Source organism: Pseudoalteromonas nigrifaciens, assembly GCF_002221505.1.
GTDB classification, from domain to species: Bacteria; Pseudomonadota; Gammaproteobacteria; order Enterobacterales; family Alteromonadaceae; genus Pseudoalteromonas; species Pseudoalteromonas nigrifaciens.
The window spans coordinates 440,580-456,510 of record NZ_CP011037.1 but is presented as its reverse complement, the minus strand read 5'-3'; the positions used below and the strand labels follow the sequence as shown (position 1 = coordinate 456,510).

Genomic DNA, 15,931 nt, shown 5'->3' with positions numbered 1-15,931 from the left:
AGATGCCTTATTTAAAAGTAACTTTTCCACCAATCATTTTATATGCAGCTGTGCCTTTAATAATTGCAGGCCGCGCAAATGGGCGTTCGCATTTTGGGCAAATACAAGGCTGCTTAGTATAGTCTTGGCTAATGCGCTCAATAAAACATTTAACTAACGCACCTTTTCCCCCTTTACGATACTTAAATAGAGGTGCCCTGCAGCTTGAGCAAAATATATCGACCGTTTTGGTTGGCCCTTTTTTATTTGGCTTTGCCATTTGTCCTCCATTTTTGCAGTAATTTAATTAACTAAGTGTTATAAAATCAATGCTGATTAAAATTCCCCCAACACTGCTGCTGTTAATTTGGCTAACTCATGGGGGTTAATTGCAATGTCTAAGCCTCGTTTACCTGCACTTACATAAATACATGCAAATTGTGCAGCACTGCTGTGCAAAAAAGTGGCAAGACATTTTTTTTGTCCCAGTGGGCTCACGCCTCCTAATACATAACCTGTGCTTGCTTGCACTTTTTTTGCCGCAGCCATAGCTACCTTTTTAGCGCCACACAATGAGGCAAGCAGCTTTAAGTTAACTTGCTGAGAAACAGGTGTAATGGCGACTATGAGCTGTCCATCTTGGTTTTCCAGCACTATGGTTTTAAAAACCTGATCCCTATTAAGGTTTAGCTTTTGGGCTGCTTCAAGGCCAAAGTTAGTGGTGTTTGGATCGTGCTCATAGCTTAATAATTCAAAACCAATTTTTTGTTTTTTCAGTAACTCTATTGCTGGTGTCATATGTTGCTACGCTATTATTTTAAGCAAAAAAAACGACGTTCTAAAGAGCGCCGTTTAATATTATAAAACACATTAATTATTTAGTTAAATCATCAAAAAACTTTTTAACACCGTCAAAAAAGCCTTGCTCTTTAGGACGGTTTTTTGAGCTATCTTTGCCCATGCTTTCTTCTAATTCTTCTAATAATTCACGCTGACGTTCGTTCAGGTTTATTGGTGTTTCAATAACCACTTTACAAATTAAGTCGCCAATTGCACCACTGCGAACAGATTTAACGCCTTTGCCACGCATACGGAACATTTTGCCCGTTTGTGTTTCAGAAGGAATTTTAAGCTTAGCGCGACCATCAAGTGTTGGCACTTCAATTTCGCCACCAAGACCCGCTGTAGTGAAGCTAATAGGAACTTCACAATGTAAGTTATTTGCGTCACGTACAAAAATACGGTGTTCACGAACAGATACTTGCACGTACAAGTCGCCAGAAGGCGCACCATGCATTCCCGCTTCGCCTTCACCCGTTAAGCGAATACGATCGCCGGTATCTACACCCGCAGGAATTTTAACCGATAAGGTTTTCGTTTTTTCTACGCGGCCTTGTCCATGACAGCTGTCACAAGGGTTAGATATAATCTGACCTTGCCCCTGACACGTAGGACACGTTTGCTGAACAGCAAAAAAGCCTTGGCGCATTTGTACTTGCCCAGCACCATGACACGTAGTACATGTTTTAGGCTTGGATCCGGCTTTTGCACCGCTGCCATCACATGGATCACAACCTACCCAAGTTGGTATTTTAATTTCGACTTCTTTACCACGAACCGCTTCTTCTAAGCTTAAGTCCATGTTGTAACGCAAATCAGATCCACGTTGCTGACGAGATTGACGTCGGCCACCGCCGCCACCAAAAATATCGCCAAAAACATCACCAAAAACATCGCCAAAGTCGCCATGACCGCCGCCAAAACCACCATGACCACCACCGCCGCCACCTTGCTCAAAAGCTGCATGGCCGTATTGGTCGTAAGTTTGACGTTTTTGCGCGTCAGTTAATATCTCGTAAGCTTCTTTTACTTCTTTAAACTTTGTTTCAAGCTCTTTGTCGCCTGAAGTACGATCTGGATGATATTTCATCGCTAAGCGTTTATACGCTTTTTTAATGTCTCGCTCACTCGCATCTTTGCTTACGCCGAGGACTTCGTAATAATCGCGTTTTGACATATCTACCACACTACTCTTTTCTATTTGCAGCTAGGCTGCTTGATAAACCGATAAATCGTATCGATTTACCACCTAATTCTCATGCAAAAGGCGCGTCAAGCTATTGCCTGCGCGCCTCAATCGTTCATTCTAACTTAAACACTTAACTAAGTTACAGTGCTTTGTGTTAGCTAGAAGCGTAAGCAACAATTACTTGTCGTCTTTAACTTCTTCAAACTCTGCATCAACTACGTCGTCATCTTGCTTAGCAGATTGTTGTTGCTCGCCTGCGTCAGCTGAACCTTGTTGAGCTTTAGCTTGTGCAATTTCCATAAGCTTTTGAGACTTTTCAGCAAGCGCTTGAGTTTTAGCTTCAATTTCGTCTTTCTTGTCACTCTTAATAGCAGTTTCAAGGTCAACTACAGCCGCTTCAATCGCTTCTTTGTCTTCACTTGGAAGTGCATCGCCAGCTTCTTCAATTTGCTTGCGTGTACCGTGAACCATTGCATCTGCTTGGTTACGAGTCGCTACTAGCTCTTCGAATTTTTTGTCATCTTCAGCATGCGCTTCAGCATCACGAATCATTTGTTCAACTTCTTCATCACTTAAGCCTGAAGATGCTTGAATCGTAATTTTTTGCTCTTTACCTGTATCTTTATCTTTAGCAGATACATGTAAGATACCATCGGCATCCACATCGAATGTTACTTCGATTTGTGGTGTACCACGTTGTGCTGGACGAATACCTTCTAGGTTAAATTGACCTAGAGATTTGTTGTCGCTTGAACGCTTACGCTCACCTTGCAGTACATGAATTGTTACTGCAGACTGATTATCTTCAGCTGTTGAGAAAGTTTGCGATTTCTTAGTAGGAATCGTGGTGTTCTTCTCAATCAGTGCTGTCATTACCGAGCCCATTGTCTCAATACCTAGAGATAATGGAGAAACGTCTAGTAATAGTACGTCTTTAACGTCACCAGCTAGTACACCACCTTGAATTGCCGCGCCTACTGCAACAGCTTCATCAGGGTTAACATCTTTACGTGGCTCTTTACCAAAGAACTCAGCAACTGTTTTTTGTACTAAAGGCATACGTGTTTGGCCACCAACAAGAATAATGTCGTTGATGTCGCTTACTGATAAATCAGCATCAGCAAGTGCACGTTTTAATGGTTCAATTGACTTAGTTACTAAGTCTTCAACAAGTGACTCAAGCTTAGCACGTGTTAGTTTCACGTTCATGTGCTTAGGACCTGTTGCATCTGCAGTTACATACGGAAGGTTTACTTCTGTAGATTGTGCAGAAGATAGTTCAATCTTCGCTTTTTCAGCAGCTTCTTTAACACGTTGCATTGCAAGTGGGTCAGTTTTTAAGTCTAGACCTTGGTCTTTCTTAAATTCAGCTACTAGGTAGTTGATTACGCGGTTATCGAAATCTTCACCACCTAAGTGCGTGTCACCATTTGTAGCAAGTACTTCAAACGTGTGCTCGCCTTCAACTTCATCAATTTCAATAATTGATAAATCGAAAGTACCGCCACCTAAGTCGTATACTGCAACAATGTTTTCACCACGGTTTTTGTCCATGCCGTAAGCAAGTGCTGCAGCAGTTGGCTCGTTGATGATACGTTTAACTTCAAGGCCAGCAATACGACCCGCATCTTTTGTAGCTTGACGCTGTGAATCGTTAAAGTATGCCGGTACTGTGATAACCGCTTCAGTTACTGCTTCACCTAAGAAGTCTTCAGCCGTTTTCTTCATTTTTTTCAGGATTTCAGCAGAGATTTGTGGTGCAGCGCGTTTTTCGCCGCCCGCTTCAACCCATGCATCACCGTTATCGGCTTTAACAATTTTAAATGGCATGATGCCGATATCGCGTTGTACTTCTTCGTCTTCAAAACGACGACCAATTAAACGCTTAATAGCAAATACTGTGTTTGTTGGGTTAGTAACCGCTTGACGTTTAGCTGGCTGACCAACTAAAGTTTCACCGTCTTGCGTATAAGCAATAACAGACGGGGTTGTGCGATCGCCTTCCGCGTTTTCAATAACACGTGCTTTGCCACCATCAAGTACTGCAACACAAGAGTTTGTAGTACCTAAGTCTATTCCAATAATTCTACTCATGAAATTTCTCCAACTTCAATATTCGTTAATACGTTCGATGACTAGTTAATAGGGATGCTGCAAACTTAATTCAACTGTAAAAATGAAAAAAATATCATTTTTTTTGATTTTTTTACAAAATAAGCTAAATAAAGTGCAATATTTGCTAGCAACGCTGGTTTTTACGCCGTTTGTATTGAACTTTAATTGCTGGTCTGACAAGTTTGGCTGTGTTATATATTTAGTAATTCGTACTTTTAAGGACACGCTAACTAATGAATTTCGATCATTTACTGCAACAAGCCGCTAATATTAATAATCAAGACGACACTAATAATGTGGCAAACACCATGCAGTTTGAAGCTAATTGGTGCCAAGGGCGCACCGCTTTTGGTGGGTTATCTGCAGCACTTTTATATCAAGCAATGAGAGCTCAAGTAAATAGTGAGCGCCGGTTATTATCTTTAAGTACTAACTTTGTTGGCCCGCTGCTTGCCGATACGCCATTTTCTTTATCGGTAGAAATACTGCGTGAAGGCAAAAGTAGTACTCAAGTACTGGCCAAAGCAATTCAAAACGAGCAAGTGTGTGTAATTGTACAAGCCTGCTTTGCTAGTAATCGCAACTCAGCTATTAATGTACCCGTTGCAAAGTCGTTAGGCTTACAAGAAGTTAATGAGCGCCATACATTGCCATTTATACAAGGGCAAATGCCGGAGTTTTTTCAACATGTTGATTTATGCCCACAACAAGGTGCTATGCCTTTTAGCAGTGCAGAAACCTCCCATTTAGGTGGGTGGATGCGCTTTAAAGAAACTCCAGCGGCCATTACTGAAGCACATATTATAGCGCTAACCGATGCATGGCCTCCTACTTTATTACAAATGTTTAAACAACCAGCGCCTGCCAGTAGCATGTCGTGGTATCTAGAGTTTGTGCAAGCGCCTAACTTAACTCCTGGTCAATGGTTGGGCTTTGAAGCAATTACCCATCATGCAAAAGGTGGTTACGGCTTAGAAGACGGCTGTATTTGGTCGCAATCGGGTGAGCTGATTGCCCTTACTCGCCAAACAGTGGCATTATTTGATTGATGTATAAGCAGTGGTATTAGCTATATATAATGTAGCGAGTGCCACTGCAATGCACTCTTAACTAATAATTAATTACGCTCAACAACAGTTATAACATTTGTATTTAGGCGATAATTATAGCAAAATTTAACTCTTTGTTTAATTCTAAGCGAACACTTTGCAAATAGCGTGTCCTTGTTGCGACTATATTATTGAGGTCCCCCAGGTTGAGGCTAAAAATGTCGCAACGTGCCCCCATTGCGGGCATAAGGTTTCTGACTCAGATACAGATCACGACAGCCGAGTTGTAGCGCTGAGCTTTAGTGCCTTGCTAATGCTACTCAGCAGCATGTTTTATCCTTTTATTTCGTTTAGCAGCAGTGGTATTACGCAAACTATAACCTTGCCCGATGCCGCGCGTATTTTATTTAATTACGATAGTAACTTGTTGGGGCTGTTTATTGATTTAAGTATTATAGCCTTGCCTATGAGCTTACTTATTATACTAATACCATTACACTTAGGTGCGCTTAGAGCGCTACCTCAAGGTATTGCTCGACGATTATTAAAATTTACCCTAGCGCTTGAACCTTGGATTATGTCGGAGATTTTTCTCATTGGCGTACTTGTTAGTATGGTTAAAATAATGTCTCTCGCCGATATTAGTTTTGGGGTGAGCTTTTGGGCTTATGTGGGCTTTGTTATTTTATATATTAGTGCGTTAACACATTTAAACCGCCCCCGCTTGTGGGCACAAATTGGCCCAGTAGAAAAACTTGAAAATATAAACCTTACTCATCGCGCCATTGATAACGATATAAAAGCTTGCCATGTGTGCCATCAACTATGCACGCAAAGTGTTTGTAATCGTTGCCATAGTAAAACCTATCTTAGAAACCCCAACAGTGTACAAAAAGCTACGGCTTGGTTAATTACCTCTATTATTTGCTATATTCCAGCCAATGTTTTACCCATTATGTATACCACCAGTTTAGGTGATGAAAGCCCTTCAACCTTAATTGCTGGTGTTATTGCACTGTGGCAAAATGGCTCGTACCCTATTGCTATGATTATATTTATTGCCAGTGTTGTAGTCCCACTTGCAAAGGCTTTAGTATTGAGCTTTTTGTGTTTTATGGTTGCCAAACCCGCAAATGATCACACCATAGGGTATACACGTATTTATCAACTTACTGAATTTATTGGGAAATGGTCTATGATTGATGTGTTTGTTGTGGCCATTTTAGTTGCTTTGGTACAATTGGGTAACTTAATGTCGGTAACGCCCGGCTTAGGCGTTGCCTTTTTTACTGTTATGGTACTATGTCAAATGATGGCAGCTCACGCCTTTGACCCACGTTTGCTATGGGATTCACCTAAAAATAATAACGCAGAGAATAATGCATGACCGAAACCGCTAATATTACACAAAAATCAAAAATTTCTGCAATTTGGATTATTCCCGTTATTGCCCTGTTTGTGGGTGTTTGGATGCTTTATCAATACCAAACTAATTTAGGCCCCACTATTTATATAACCATGCCACAAGCGGAGGGGATAGTTGCGGGAAAAACCGAAATTAAAGTACGCAGTGTTAAAATTGGCCAAATAGATCATGTGCGTTTATCCGACTCGCAAGACAGTGTTATTGCCCGCGCTCAAATAGATAAAAACTACGATAACTTACTCACCGAAGATGCCAAAATTTGGGTGGTAAAACCGCGTATAGATGAAACCGGCATTAGTGGCATGAGTACGCTTTTATCAGGTGTATATTTAGAGTTTTCGCCTGGAGAAAGTAAAAAGAAAAAAGAAAAGTTTGAACTACAAGACGAGCCTGCCTTAATTGGTAAAGATGTTAAAGGCGGACGCTTTAAGTTATTAAGCTACAACGCTGAGGTACTTGAAGTAAGTACCGGTATATTTTTCAAAAACTATAAAATTGGGCAAATAGAAACCGCGACATTTGATTGGAAAAACCAAGCCATGAAGTACGGTATTTTTATTAAAGCACCCTACGAAAACCTGATCACCTTAAATTCTATTTTTTGGGTTAACTCTGGTATAGAAATTGACCTTTCTGCTGATGGCATAAACATTAATACCGGATCGCTTAGTAAACTTTTAAAAGGCGGTATATCGGTGGGCTTACCCGATCAACAAGCACCTGGCGATATTGCCCAAAATGAGCATAGCTTTTCGCTTAGTCAAAGCTATAAAGAAGCACTAGAAGAGCGCTTTTACGACTTTGACTACTATCTTATTGAGTTTGAGCAATCAATTCGCGGCCTGCGCGCTGGCGCTCCGGTTGAATACCGAGGAACTCGAATTGGTACAGTAGTAGAAGCCCCTGCCAATGTGATTATTAACGGCAAACCAGCTCACTTTAAAAACCAAAATACGGCTGTACCTGTGCTTATTAAAATAGAATATGGGCGCCTATACCACGATAACGATTTAGCTAAAGAGTATTGGCAAACGAGTTTAAATGGCTGGGTAAACAATGGTATGCGCGCTTCGCTTAAACCGGGTAATTTACTTACCGGTGCTGTGTATGTCGACTTTGACATTTATACAGATGCGCCTGATGCAAAACTAGAAAAACTGGCTCAATATGATGTTTTTCCAAGTATATCTAGCGGTATTACTGTATTAGCCGATCAGGTTTCTGATGTACTTAATAAGGTAAACGAGCTAAAAATCGAAGATAGCTTAGCACAAATGCAAGCCACTTTTAGCGACTACCAAGGGTTGGCCAACGACATGCGCGATTTGCTAAACCAAAAAGACACACAAAATTTACCGGGTGACTTTAATCAAAATTTCAAAAAAATGACCAAGAGTATGGAACAATTTGAAGTCACTATGCGCCAATTTGATAAAACCATGGCCAGCTATCAAGCAGGTTCGCAGTTTAATAATCAGCTACAGCAAACCTTGCAAGAGTTTAAACGTTTAAGTGAGCAGCTACAGCCGCTAACTAAAGGCCTAAATGAGCAGCCTAATATGTTTATATTTGATAAAGCATTACCCGCAGATCCAATACCAAGGAAGCAATAATGGTTAAATCATCTTTTTTTGTTATTTTACTCGCTTTACTGCTTAGCGGTTGTAGTTCATCAATTCAAACTGCCATCGCGTATTATCAGTTTGAACAACCTATTGTTGCCTCCTCTAGAGATGTAAGTGCAACTGATGCGCAATTAAGAGTACAAACAGTTGTACTGAGGGGCGCCTTAAATAATCGCGGCATTGCTATGAAAATAGATCACAATCAAATTCATGCTGCAAACTATCACTTATGGGGTGAGTCACCTGATTCGATGCTCACCGTAAGTGCACAACAAACACTCTTTAATGCCCTACCTAACTGGATGGTAATAAAAGGTTTACCGGTGATCACCGAGCTAGATCAACAAACTTTTTATGAATTAGAATATGAAATTCATCATTTTAATGGCGACCTTCAAGGCAACGCAGATATATCTGGGCTATGGCGTTTATATTATACCCACCCCGAAACAGGCCGACGCTTATTAAGTTTGCATAATTTTGCTAATGTAACGCAGCTCGACGGTGACGGCTATGATGCGCTGGTAGCAACGCTTGAAAAAACCTGGCAAGAAATCAACCTAGCAGTAGCCAAGCAAATTGAACAAACGCGGTTTAAATAATCATTACTAAAATTATTTAATGATATAAAAATAAAGAAACAACGCTGCGGCTTTCTTTATCTATTATTACTTGCCCTTGTGGCTTAAAGCCAAGCTTAATTAACACATTTTGTGATGCGCTATTATCTATTGAGGTAATGGCGCATAATTTATTAATGCCATATATACTTTTATTTTCAACTAACGCTTTTGCAGCTTCGTAAATATACCCTTGTTTTTCAAACGCTGTTAATAACGCAAACCCTATATCGGGGTGCTGCAACATTGCACGGCTATAAAAACCAACAACCCCCACTAACTGCTGATTTTTTAAAGTGATCACATAAGGGCCAAACCCTTGCGATTGGTGCGCCTCACTAAAAGCTTGCTTAATATAGGTTATAGCATCCTCAAGGGTATAAATTTTTTTATCCCCAATGTATTTTATAAAACTTTTTTGATTTACTAACTTTAATAAATCGCCAGCATCTGCTTCAACAGCATGGCGAATAATTAATCGCTCGGTATTAAATTGCCTTCGCATGTATTGTTATCCTTTTGGTTTGTAGCGCTATAGTCACCTAAATTATAAAAATGAGTCAATTAAAGCATTTATTTGTTGACTGAAGATGTAAAGCAGATTACTTTTGCGCCGATGTTTTTATAGGCATAACAAAAGCGGTTGCACTCCTTCCTTGCACCGTCTGGCGCCAAGCCAACGCATATTACTGCTGATTATTAATTTAAAATAACAGTTCCCTAGTGATATCGCGTGCAAAAGCAGTGACTTGGAAAGTGATAAGACAACTAACTTATCATCTTCTTTGTTTTTGTTAAGCAGTTTAAATTTTTAAATATGCTTTTAATTTTGTGAATACTTAAATGCTTGAACCTTCTGCGTTAAGCTTACTGCCGCCTTTAGTGGTAGTTATTTTGGCTGTAGTACTACGCCGCCCTATTTTATCTTTATTAATTGGTGCCCTTGTTGGGCTCATAATGGCTGATCCCTCGCAGGTATTGGCTAATTTTGCCAGCACCTCACTTAAAGTAATGAGTGACGAAACCATTGGCTGGTTAATATTGGTGTGTGGTGGTTTTGGTGCGTTAATCGCCTTATTAGTCCGTACCGGTGGTGCTTCTGCATTTGGTAAGTTGGCACTTAAATACACTAAGGGCAAACGCTCTTCATTATTTATGACCTTTTGCCTTGGATTAGTTATTTTTATTGATGACTATTTAAATGCGCTTACTGTGGGTGAAACCATGAAACGCATTACCGATAAATTTAAAGTAAGCCGCGAAATGCTAGCCTACGTTGTCGACTCAACTGCGGCACCAATTTGCGTACTTGTGCCCCTATCTACGTGGGCGGTATTTTTTGGTGGTTTACTCGTAGATAACGGTATTGCTGAAGAAGGCAAAGGCATTGCTGTTTACATTCAGGCTATTCCGTATATGTTTTACGCATGGTTTGCGGTACTCGTTGTGCTGTTAGTGGTACTTGGTGTGATCCCTGCTTTTGGCCCAATGAAAAAAGCAGAACAGATGGCACAAATTGAGCAAGCACAAGTCGATCCGGCGCAATACAGTGAAGTACAAACAGCAGACGAGTACGCGGTAAAAGCAGTAGAAGAAAATTTTGAAGATGCTGATCCTAAAGGTAAATTACATAACTTTTTATTGCCTATTATTTTATTAGTCGGCTTTACCGTTTACTTTGAGATAGACGTTTATAAAGGTTTACTGGCCACTATGGCTATAATTTTGCCATTTTATGCGTTACAAAAATTAATGTCGTTTAGTGAAATGATTGAACGTATGCTCGATGGATTTAAAAGCATGATACCGGCTATAGGCACGGTTATAGCCGCGTTTATATTTAAAGATGTGTGCGATTTAATTGGCTTGCCGCAATATGTTATTAATAGTTTAAGCCCATACATGACCGCGGGTTACTTGCCTGCAGTGGTATTTATTGCAATGTCTGTTTTAGCATTTGCAACGGGCTCAAGCTGGGGAATATTTGCTGTGTCTATTCCTATTGTTATGCCGCTGGCAACGGCGGTAGATGCTAATATTCCATTAGTCATTGGCGCGTTATTATCAGCATCATCGTTTGGCAGCCAAGCATGTTTTTATTCAGACTCAACGGTATTAGCAGCCCAAGGCGCTGGCTGTAACTTAATGAGCCACGCTGTTACACAATTGCCTTATACGCTTATTGCTGCAGCACTTGCGGTGATAGGCTTTTTACTAATGGCTTAAGTTTTAGTGATGGCTTAAATTAACTGAAATAAATAAAAACCCCAATGTAGCAATACATTGGGGTTTATTTTTAGCTGTAAAAATAAAGCTTATTTTTGTAGTTTAATACCATTGTAATAGGCATCTAGCGTGGTGATTTTTGTTTGATTTGGTAAATCGGCGAAGTCACTTTCTATAAACTTAGTCCCGCGTAATTGCACATTTAAACGTGCCGCATTAGGGTTAAGCATTGTTTGTTGGTAATAGTCTTTAATATCGCTAAGCGTTACTTTCTCAACTTCATTTATTAGCTGTTGCTTTGAATCAAAATTAAAGTTTTCACGATACCAATCATTTAATAGTGGGCTCATTTCGTCACTTAAGTTTTTAGGTTGCTCTTTAAGCGATACTAACGTGGCATTTTTAAGCTGTGCAAACGTCTCCTCACTCATGTTGTCGAGCTCAACTGCATACTCTTTTTTAAACAGATCAAAACGCGTTTGTATTTCTTTTGGCCCTTTTACTGGTGTTTGAATAAACAAACCAATCGCTGAGTAATCCTCTATGGGGCGAGCTAACGCACCAACGGCATACGCAAGTTGCTCCTCGGTACGCATTTTATCAAATGCAATGGTTCTAAAATGCCCTTGTAGCACGGCAGCTTGTGCTTTTTGTTTGTAACCCGGTGTTGGATGAACTGTCATATCAACCAAAGCTACATCGGCTACATCTATATCTTTTTGTAACACTATGGTTTCACCTGATTGTGGTAACCATGCTTTACTGCGCGCAAACTCAGTGTGTTTATAGTTACTTGGCAAAATAGCACTCAGCTCGGATGCTATTGCTGCTATGTCTTGCTGGTTATAGTTACCATAACTAAATACGCGTAAATCGTTATTAGCAAAGGTGTTTTGTTTTAAAGCATTAAAATCAGCTAAAGTTAAAGTGTTGGCTGTGCTAATTAAAGTATCAGTATCAAAGCTACCGGTACGGCTTAATTTTGTATATTCAGCAAATGCTTGCGCGTAAGGAAATTGTTTTTGCTGGTTAAGTAAATTACGTTTAAAACGATCTACAGCTTGGTTAAATGCTTGCCCACTAATATCACTGTTTAACCCACTTAATGCTTGTTTAAGCAGTACATTTTGCTTATCTGTAAAGCCACTCATAGACAAAACTAAACCATTACTTGGTGCAAGGTTTACGCTCATACCTGCAATAGCAGCCTCAGTGCTTAGTTGGCTTTGCTGTATGTTGTACAGATCGGCCCAAACAGAGTATAAAACCTCCGCTTTTACATCGTTTAGCCCCGGCTGAGTATTTATATAAACTTCAACAAGTCCCTTTGGTTGCTCGGCAAATTTTTGACTTGCCTGACGCCATATTTTCACGCCATTTTTATCATAAGCAAGCTCTGGGGATTTTTGCTGTTTAAATGTTTGGGTTTTAATAGCAAAATTTTCTGGCAGTAAGTTATTTACGCTAGGGAGCGCTAAATTAAACTGGCTTTTTTTGTTCCAGCTTGCAACTTCCTGCTCGCTTATGTCACTAATGCGGTATTTACCGTCGTAAAAGTGTAGCTGTGAGTCGGTTTCTTCTTGCTGCGATACATACCAAATGCGTAAAGTGTCGGCATTTAATTGTTTAAGCACTTTATTTACTGAGTCTGCATCAAACTTAGCGTAATAATAAGGCGCATTAATGGCATGATTTAATGGATAATCTTGCATGCTTTGAGTCAATGTACTTACGTAGTTAAACTCATCGCCTTTTTCTAAAAACTTAAATTGATTATTTAACGAGGTACGAATTTCGTTAAAGTATTTACTATCAACGCCCTCTTTTTTAATCAATTCAATATACTGCATTATAGTCGCCACTATCGTTTCACGATTTTGCATGCCTGTATCTGTAAGCTCTACGTTAACGTTTAACGACCCGTAGTTGCCATAGTGGGTTGGCACTGCCGATGCTGACAATTGCGATACCCACCCCTTATCACGTAATATTTGCGCTGGACTGCCAGGCATTTCATTACTTAATAAGTAGGCCACAAAGCGATTAGGCTTGAGTGCAAATTCGTTATTGTTATTGCTAATGGTAAAATCAAGTTGTAGCTGTTTTACATCTTCATTAGGGGCATAGAACACGCGCTTACCACCGGCATTATCAAAGTTAAGCTTGGCGGTTACTGTTGGTTTTTCGATGTTTTTATTTTTAATATCAGCAAAGTATTTTTGTGCTTTTTGCTCCATTGCCGCAATTGGCAAATTAGAGATAAGCGCTACTTTCATAATATTTGAAGAGTAGTATTTATTATAAAAATCAACTGTTTCTTTGTGTAATGAGCTGCCTTCTTTGTCACCTAAGGTTTCTAGGTTGCCAATTAAAAAACGGTTAGCTGGGTGTTCACCCATCATTTTACGCGCTAGTTTAAACTGCCCAAAAAAGTCCATTTCGCGGCGCATTGACCACTCTGCATTTACTGCATTTTTTTCTTTGTCTGTGTATTCAGGGTATAACTTAGGGGCTTTAAAAAAGTCAGCAAAACGGTCTAACCCTTCATCAAACGCATCGTTGTTAATTTTAAACATATAGTTGGTAATATCGAGCCAAGTATAGGCGTTGTGTGCGCCACCATTTTTGGTCATAAAGTCAGAGTACCCTTTAGTATCTGGGTAGCGCTCTGTGCCTAAAAACAGCATATGCTCTAAATAATGGGCCATGCCTTGTTGGCTCATTGGGTCATGTAATAAACCCACTCCAACACTTAATGCCGCGGCTGATTTTTCAGCACTGGGGTCTGATACTAAAATAACTTCAATGTCGTTAGCTAATTTAAGCGTTTTATATTCGCGATTATCATTAGGGCTTACAACCAGCGAGTCTGATAATAAAACAGTTTGAGGTGCTTGAGATACAGATGATGTATTTGAACAACCGCTTAGTACAGCAAGTGCAATGGCACTAAAGCCAATAATTTTTTTCATTTTATTTCCATTAAAAGTATGTCGCAACTGCGATCTACGCTTATTTAAAAAGCTATTTACAGCCTAAATTAACATTTTAGATTAATGTTTTGCCACAATTTATCCGTTAATTGTGTAACACATTGTGAAAAACACCTGCATACTGCAACTAATTCAAATAATAATAAGGAAAAACCATGGAAAAGTTGATCATTTTAGCTATGTTCGCCCAAGTTTTACTCTCACTCATTGTAATGATTATTATGGGTAAAAGACGTTTTGCCGCAGCTAAAAATAAACACATAAATTTAACCGACTTTGCCACTATGCGTTTAGATAATGCAGGTGACAATGTGCGTGTTGCTGATAGAAACTTTACCAATCAATTTGAAATACCCGTGTTGTTTTATGCTGGGTGCTTACTTGCAATGCAACTCAATAGTGCAAGCATTCTGGTGGCTGTTTTAGCTTGGCTGTTTGTGATTTCGCGTATTTTACATAGCGTTGTTCACTTAGGCAGTAATAAAATAAGAATACGCTTTAATCTATTCTTAATAGGCTGTGGCAGTGTATTTGCGTTATGGCTGGTAATAATTTGGCGGGTATTACTGTTTTAACTCTTACATTAAACAACTAAAAACCCCGCTATTTAACACCCATAGCGGGGTTTCTTTATTTTGAGCATTTGTTATTTAGCGCGTTTTAAACGTGGTAACACTAATAATAAAGCCCCTAGTAACCAAGCCATACTACCGCTTGAATCTTCTTTTTGCGAAGGTGGCACTACTTGGCTAATTAATATGTTTTTAGCCGGCGTAAGGTTCTGCGCTGAATTAGGATCGTCATCTATAACTAATACGCTTTGAATAGTCACTAAATTAGCATTACTAATGGTTACATCACTTTTTAAGCACTGCTCTGTAGTGATACCAACTACCGGTATTTCACCACAATGTACTAAAGCAGCTATTTTATCTAAAGTCGCTTGGCTATCATCCGTAATCTGTCCAAACACAGTAAAACCACTGTTTTGCACATCCAAGTTGGCACTATTATCTTTTAAGTTAAAAAACCACTGGCTAGTTGCACTGTTTGGGTTTCCACCTAGTTTAGCCATGGCAATCGTGCCTTTAACATTAGAGTAAATAGGTTCGTTAATGACTGCTGGCTTGGTTGTAATTCGATCAAAATCATCTGAGTAGGTAAAACCGCCACCTTGGATTATGAAATCTTTGACTGAGCGATGAATCACTGTTTGGTTATACGCTGCATCATCTAAATAACTCATAAAGTTTTCTACAGTTTTTGGTGTTTTTTGATCAAATAAATTAATTTTAATAACACCTTGGCTGGTACTTACTTCTACAATGGTTGCTGAACTGGCAAAGCTTACTGCGCTAAGTAACGAGGCTAATAAAAGCTTTTTCATCGTTTTTCCCTATTATTATTTTATTTAGTGTAAAGTTTAGTGATTCTTAGAGTAATGCGAGTAAGACTAAAAATCGACTGCAAAATAGCCCCTGATACAATTCAAACCAAGTCGGTTACAACTTAATTACATTTCATCACCTTCCTACTGAACTTATCCTTGTAAAAACGCTGTTTAATGAAAATGCACTTATAAATTGTTTTATTTTTGTTATGATTCCTCTGCAAATTCGTAAATGGAGAATTGTAATGTCAGAAAAAAACAACCAAATTTGTGATTTTGGTTTACATAAGGGAGAGCCCTACACACGCTTACCTGCTAGTTTTTTAATCTGGATGGTAGGTATTAATCATCAAAAAGCCAGATATGCCAGCGAAGAGCTAAAACGCAGAGAGTTAGCTGCTACTAAAAAATTAAAGTGTGATTAAAGAATGTAAAAGTGTGTTTTTGTAGCAAACTAGTTAAACTATGCGCCAATAAAC

14 protein-coding genes are annotated in these 15,931 nt (G+C 39.4%); 7 read left to right on the top strand and 7 right to left on the bottom strand.

The window, feature by feature from the left end; genetic code table 11:
* Positions 1 to 7: 7 nt before the first annotated feature.
* The 4 genes from PNIG_RS18545 to dnaK form a co-directional block, all read right to left on the bottom strand.
* Entirely contained in the window at positions 8 to 259 is a 252-nt protein-coding gene (locus PNIG_RS18545) for a hypothetical protein (RefSeq protein WP_041454920.1), read from the bottom strand.
* A 56-nt stretch (positions 260 to 315) separates the two neighbouring features.
* Entirely contained in the window at positions 316 to 777 is a 462-nt protein-coding gene (gene ybaK, locus PNIG_RS18540) for a Cys-tRNA(Pro) deacylase (RefSeq protein WP_089369223.1), read from the bottom strand.
* A 76-nt stretch (positions 778 to 853) separates the two neighbouring features.
* A complete protein-coding gene (gene dnaJ / locus PNIG_RS18535) occupies positions 854 to 1,996 on the bottom strand; it encodes a molecular chaperone DnaJ (protein ID WP_011329986.1) in 1,143 nt (380 codons plus the stop codon).
* Between the two features lie 189 nt (positions 1,997 to 2,185).
* Positions 2,186 to 4,102 carry a molecular chaperone DnaK gene (gene dnaK / locus PNIG_RS18530; protein WP_089369222.1) on the bottom strand — a complete coding sequence of 639 codons (1,917 nt, stop codon included), beginning with the start codon at positions 4,100 to 4,102 and terminating at the stop codon, positions 2,186 to 2,188.
* Positions 4,103 to 4,356: 254 nt separating this feature from the next.
* On the opposite strand from dnaK, the gene PNIG_RS18520 reads away from it, so the two are divergent.
* From PNIG_RS18520 to PNIG_RS18505, 4 genes are all read left to right on the top strand, one after another.
* Entirely contained in the window at positions 4,357 to 5,172 is an 816-nt protein-coding gene (locus PNIG_RS18520) for an acyl-CoA thioesterase (protein WP_089369220.1), read from the top strand.
* A gap of 157 nt (positions 5,173 to 5,329) precedes the next feature.
* Positions 5,330 to 6,559, top strand: a complete 1,230-nt coding sequence (locus tag PNIG_RS18515; protein WP_011329983.1) for a paraquat-inducible protein A — start codon at positions 5,330 to 5,332, stop codon at positions 6,557 to 6,559.
* On the top strand, positions 6,556 to 8,211 hold the full coding sequence (gene pqiB, locus PNIG_RS18510) for an intermembrane transport protein PqiB (protein WP_089369219.1): 1,656 nt from the start codon (positions 6,556 to 6,558) through the stop codon (positions 8,209 to 8,211). The genes PNIG_RS18515 and pqiB overlap by 4 nt, the downstream gene beginning before the upstream one ends.
* Positions 8,211 to 8,825: a PqiC family protein gene (locus PNIG_RS18505; protein ID WP_089369218.1), complete on the top strand. Its 615-nt coding sequence runs from the start codon at positions 8,211 to 8,213 to the stop codon at positions 8,823 to 8,825. The genes pqiB and PNIG_RS18505 overlap by 1 nt, the downstream gene beginning before the upstream one ends.
* A 16-nt stretch (positions 8,826 to 8,841) precedes the next feature.
* On the opposite strand, the gene PNIG_RS18500 is transcribed toward PNIG_RS18505, so the two are convergent.
* On the bottom strand, positions 8,842 to 9,348 hold the full coding sequence (locus tag PNIG_RS18500) for a GNAT family N-acetyltransferase (RefSeq protein ID WP_089369217.1): 507 nt from the start codon (positions 9,346 to 9,348) through the stop codon (positions 8,842 to 8,844).
* A 338-nt stretch (positions 9,349 to 9,686) separates the two neighbouring features.
* Between PNIG_RS18500 and PNIG_RS18495 the strand changes: the two genes are divergently transcribed.
* Positions 9,687 to 11,069, top strand: a complete 1,383-nt coding sequence (locus tag PNIG_RS18495; RefSeq protein WP_011329979.1) for a Na+/H+ antiporter NhaC family protein — start codon at positions 9,687 to 9,689, stop codon at positions 11,067 to 11,069.
* Between the two features lie 89 nt (positions 11,070 to 11,158).
* Here PNIG_RS18495 and PNIG_RS18490 read toward each other — a convergent pair whose 3' ends face one another.
* The gene (locus tag PNIG_RS18490) at positions 11,159 to 14,041 is read right to left on the bottom strand and encodes an insulinase family protein (protein ID WP_089369216.1); all 2,883 of its coding nucleotides are present in this window, start codon (positions 14,039 to 14,041) and stop codon (positions 11,159 to 11,161) included.
* Positions 14,042 to 14,217: 176 nt separating this feature from the next.
* Between PNIG_RS18490 and PNIG_RS18485 the strand changes: the two genes are divergently transcribed.
* The gene (locus tag PNIG_RS18485; protein ID WP_086995727.1) at positions 14,218 to 14,637 is read left to right on the top strand and encodes an MAPEG family protein; all 420 of its coding nucleotides are present in this window, start codon (positions 14,218 to 14,220) and stop codon (positions 14,635 to 14,637) included.
* Positions 14,638 to 14,708: 71 nt separating this feature from the next.
* On the opposite strand, the gene PNIG_RS18480 is transcribed toward PNIG_RS18485, so the two are convergent.
* Positions 14,709 to 15,449 (bottom strand): peptidylprolyl isomerase, encoded by a 741-nt coding sequence (locus PNIG_RS18480; RefSeq protein ID WP_089369215.1) that lies wholly within the window; start codon positions 15,447 to 15,449, stop codon positions 14,709 to 14,711.
* Between the two features lie 248 nt (positions 15,450 to 15,697).
* Between PNIG_RS18480 and PNIG_RS18475 the strand changes: the two genes are divergently transcribed.
* Positions 15,698 to 15,877, top strand: a complete 180-nt coding sequence (locus PNIG_RS18475) for a hypothetical protein (protein WP_041454917.1) — start codon at positions 15,698 to 15,700, stop codon at positions 15,875 to 15,877.
* Positions 15,878 to 15,931: the final 54 nt, after the last annotated feature.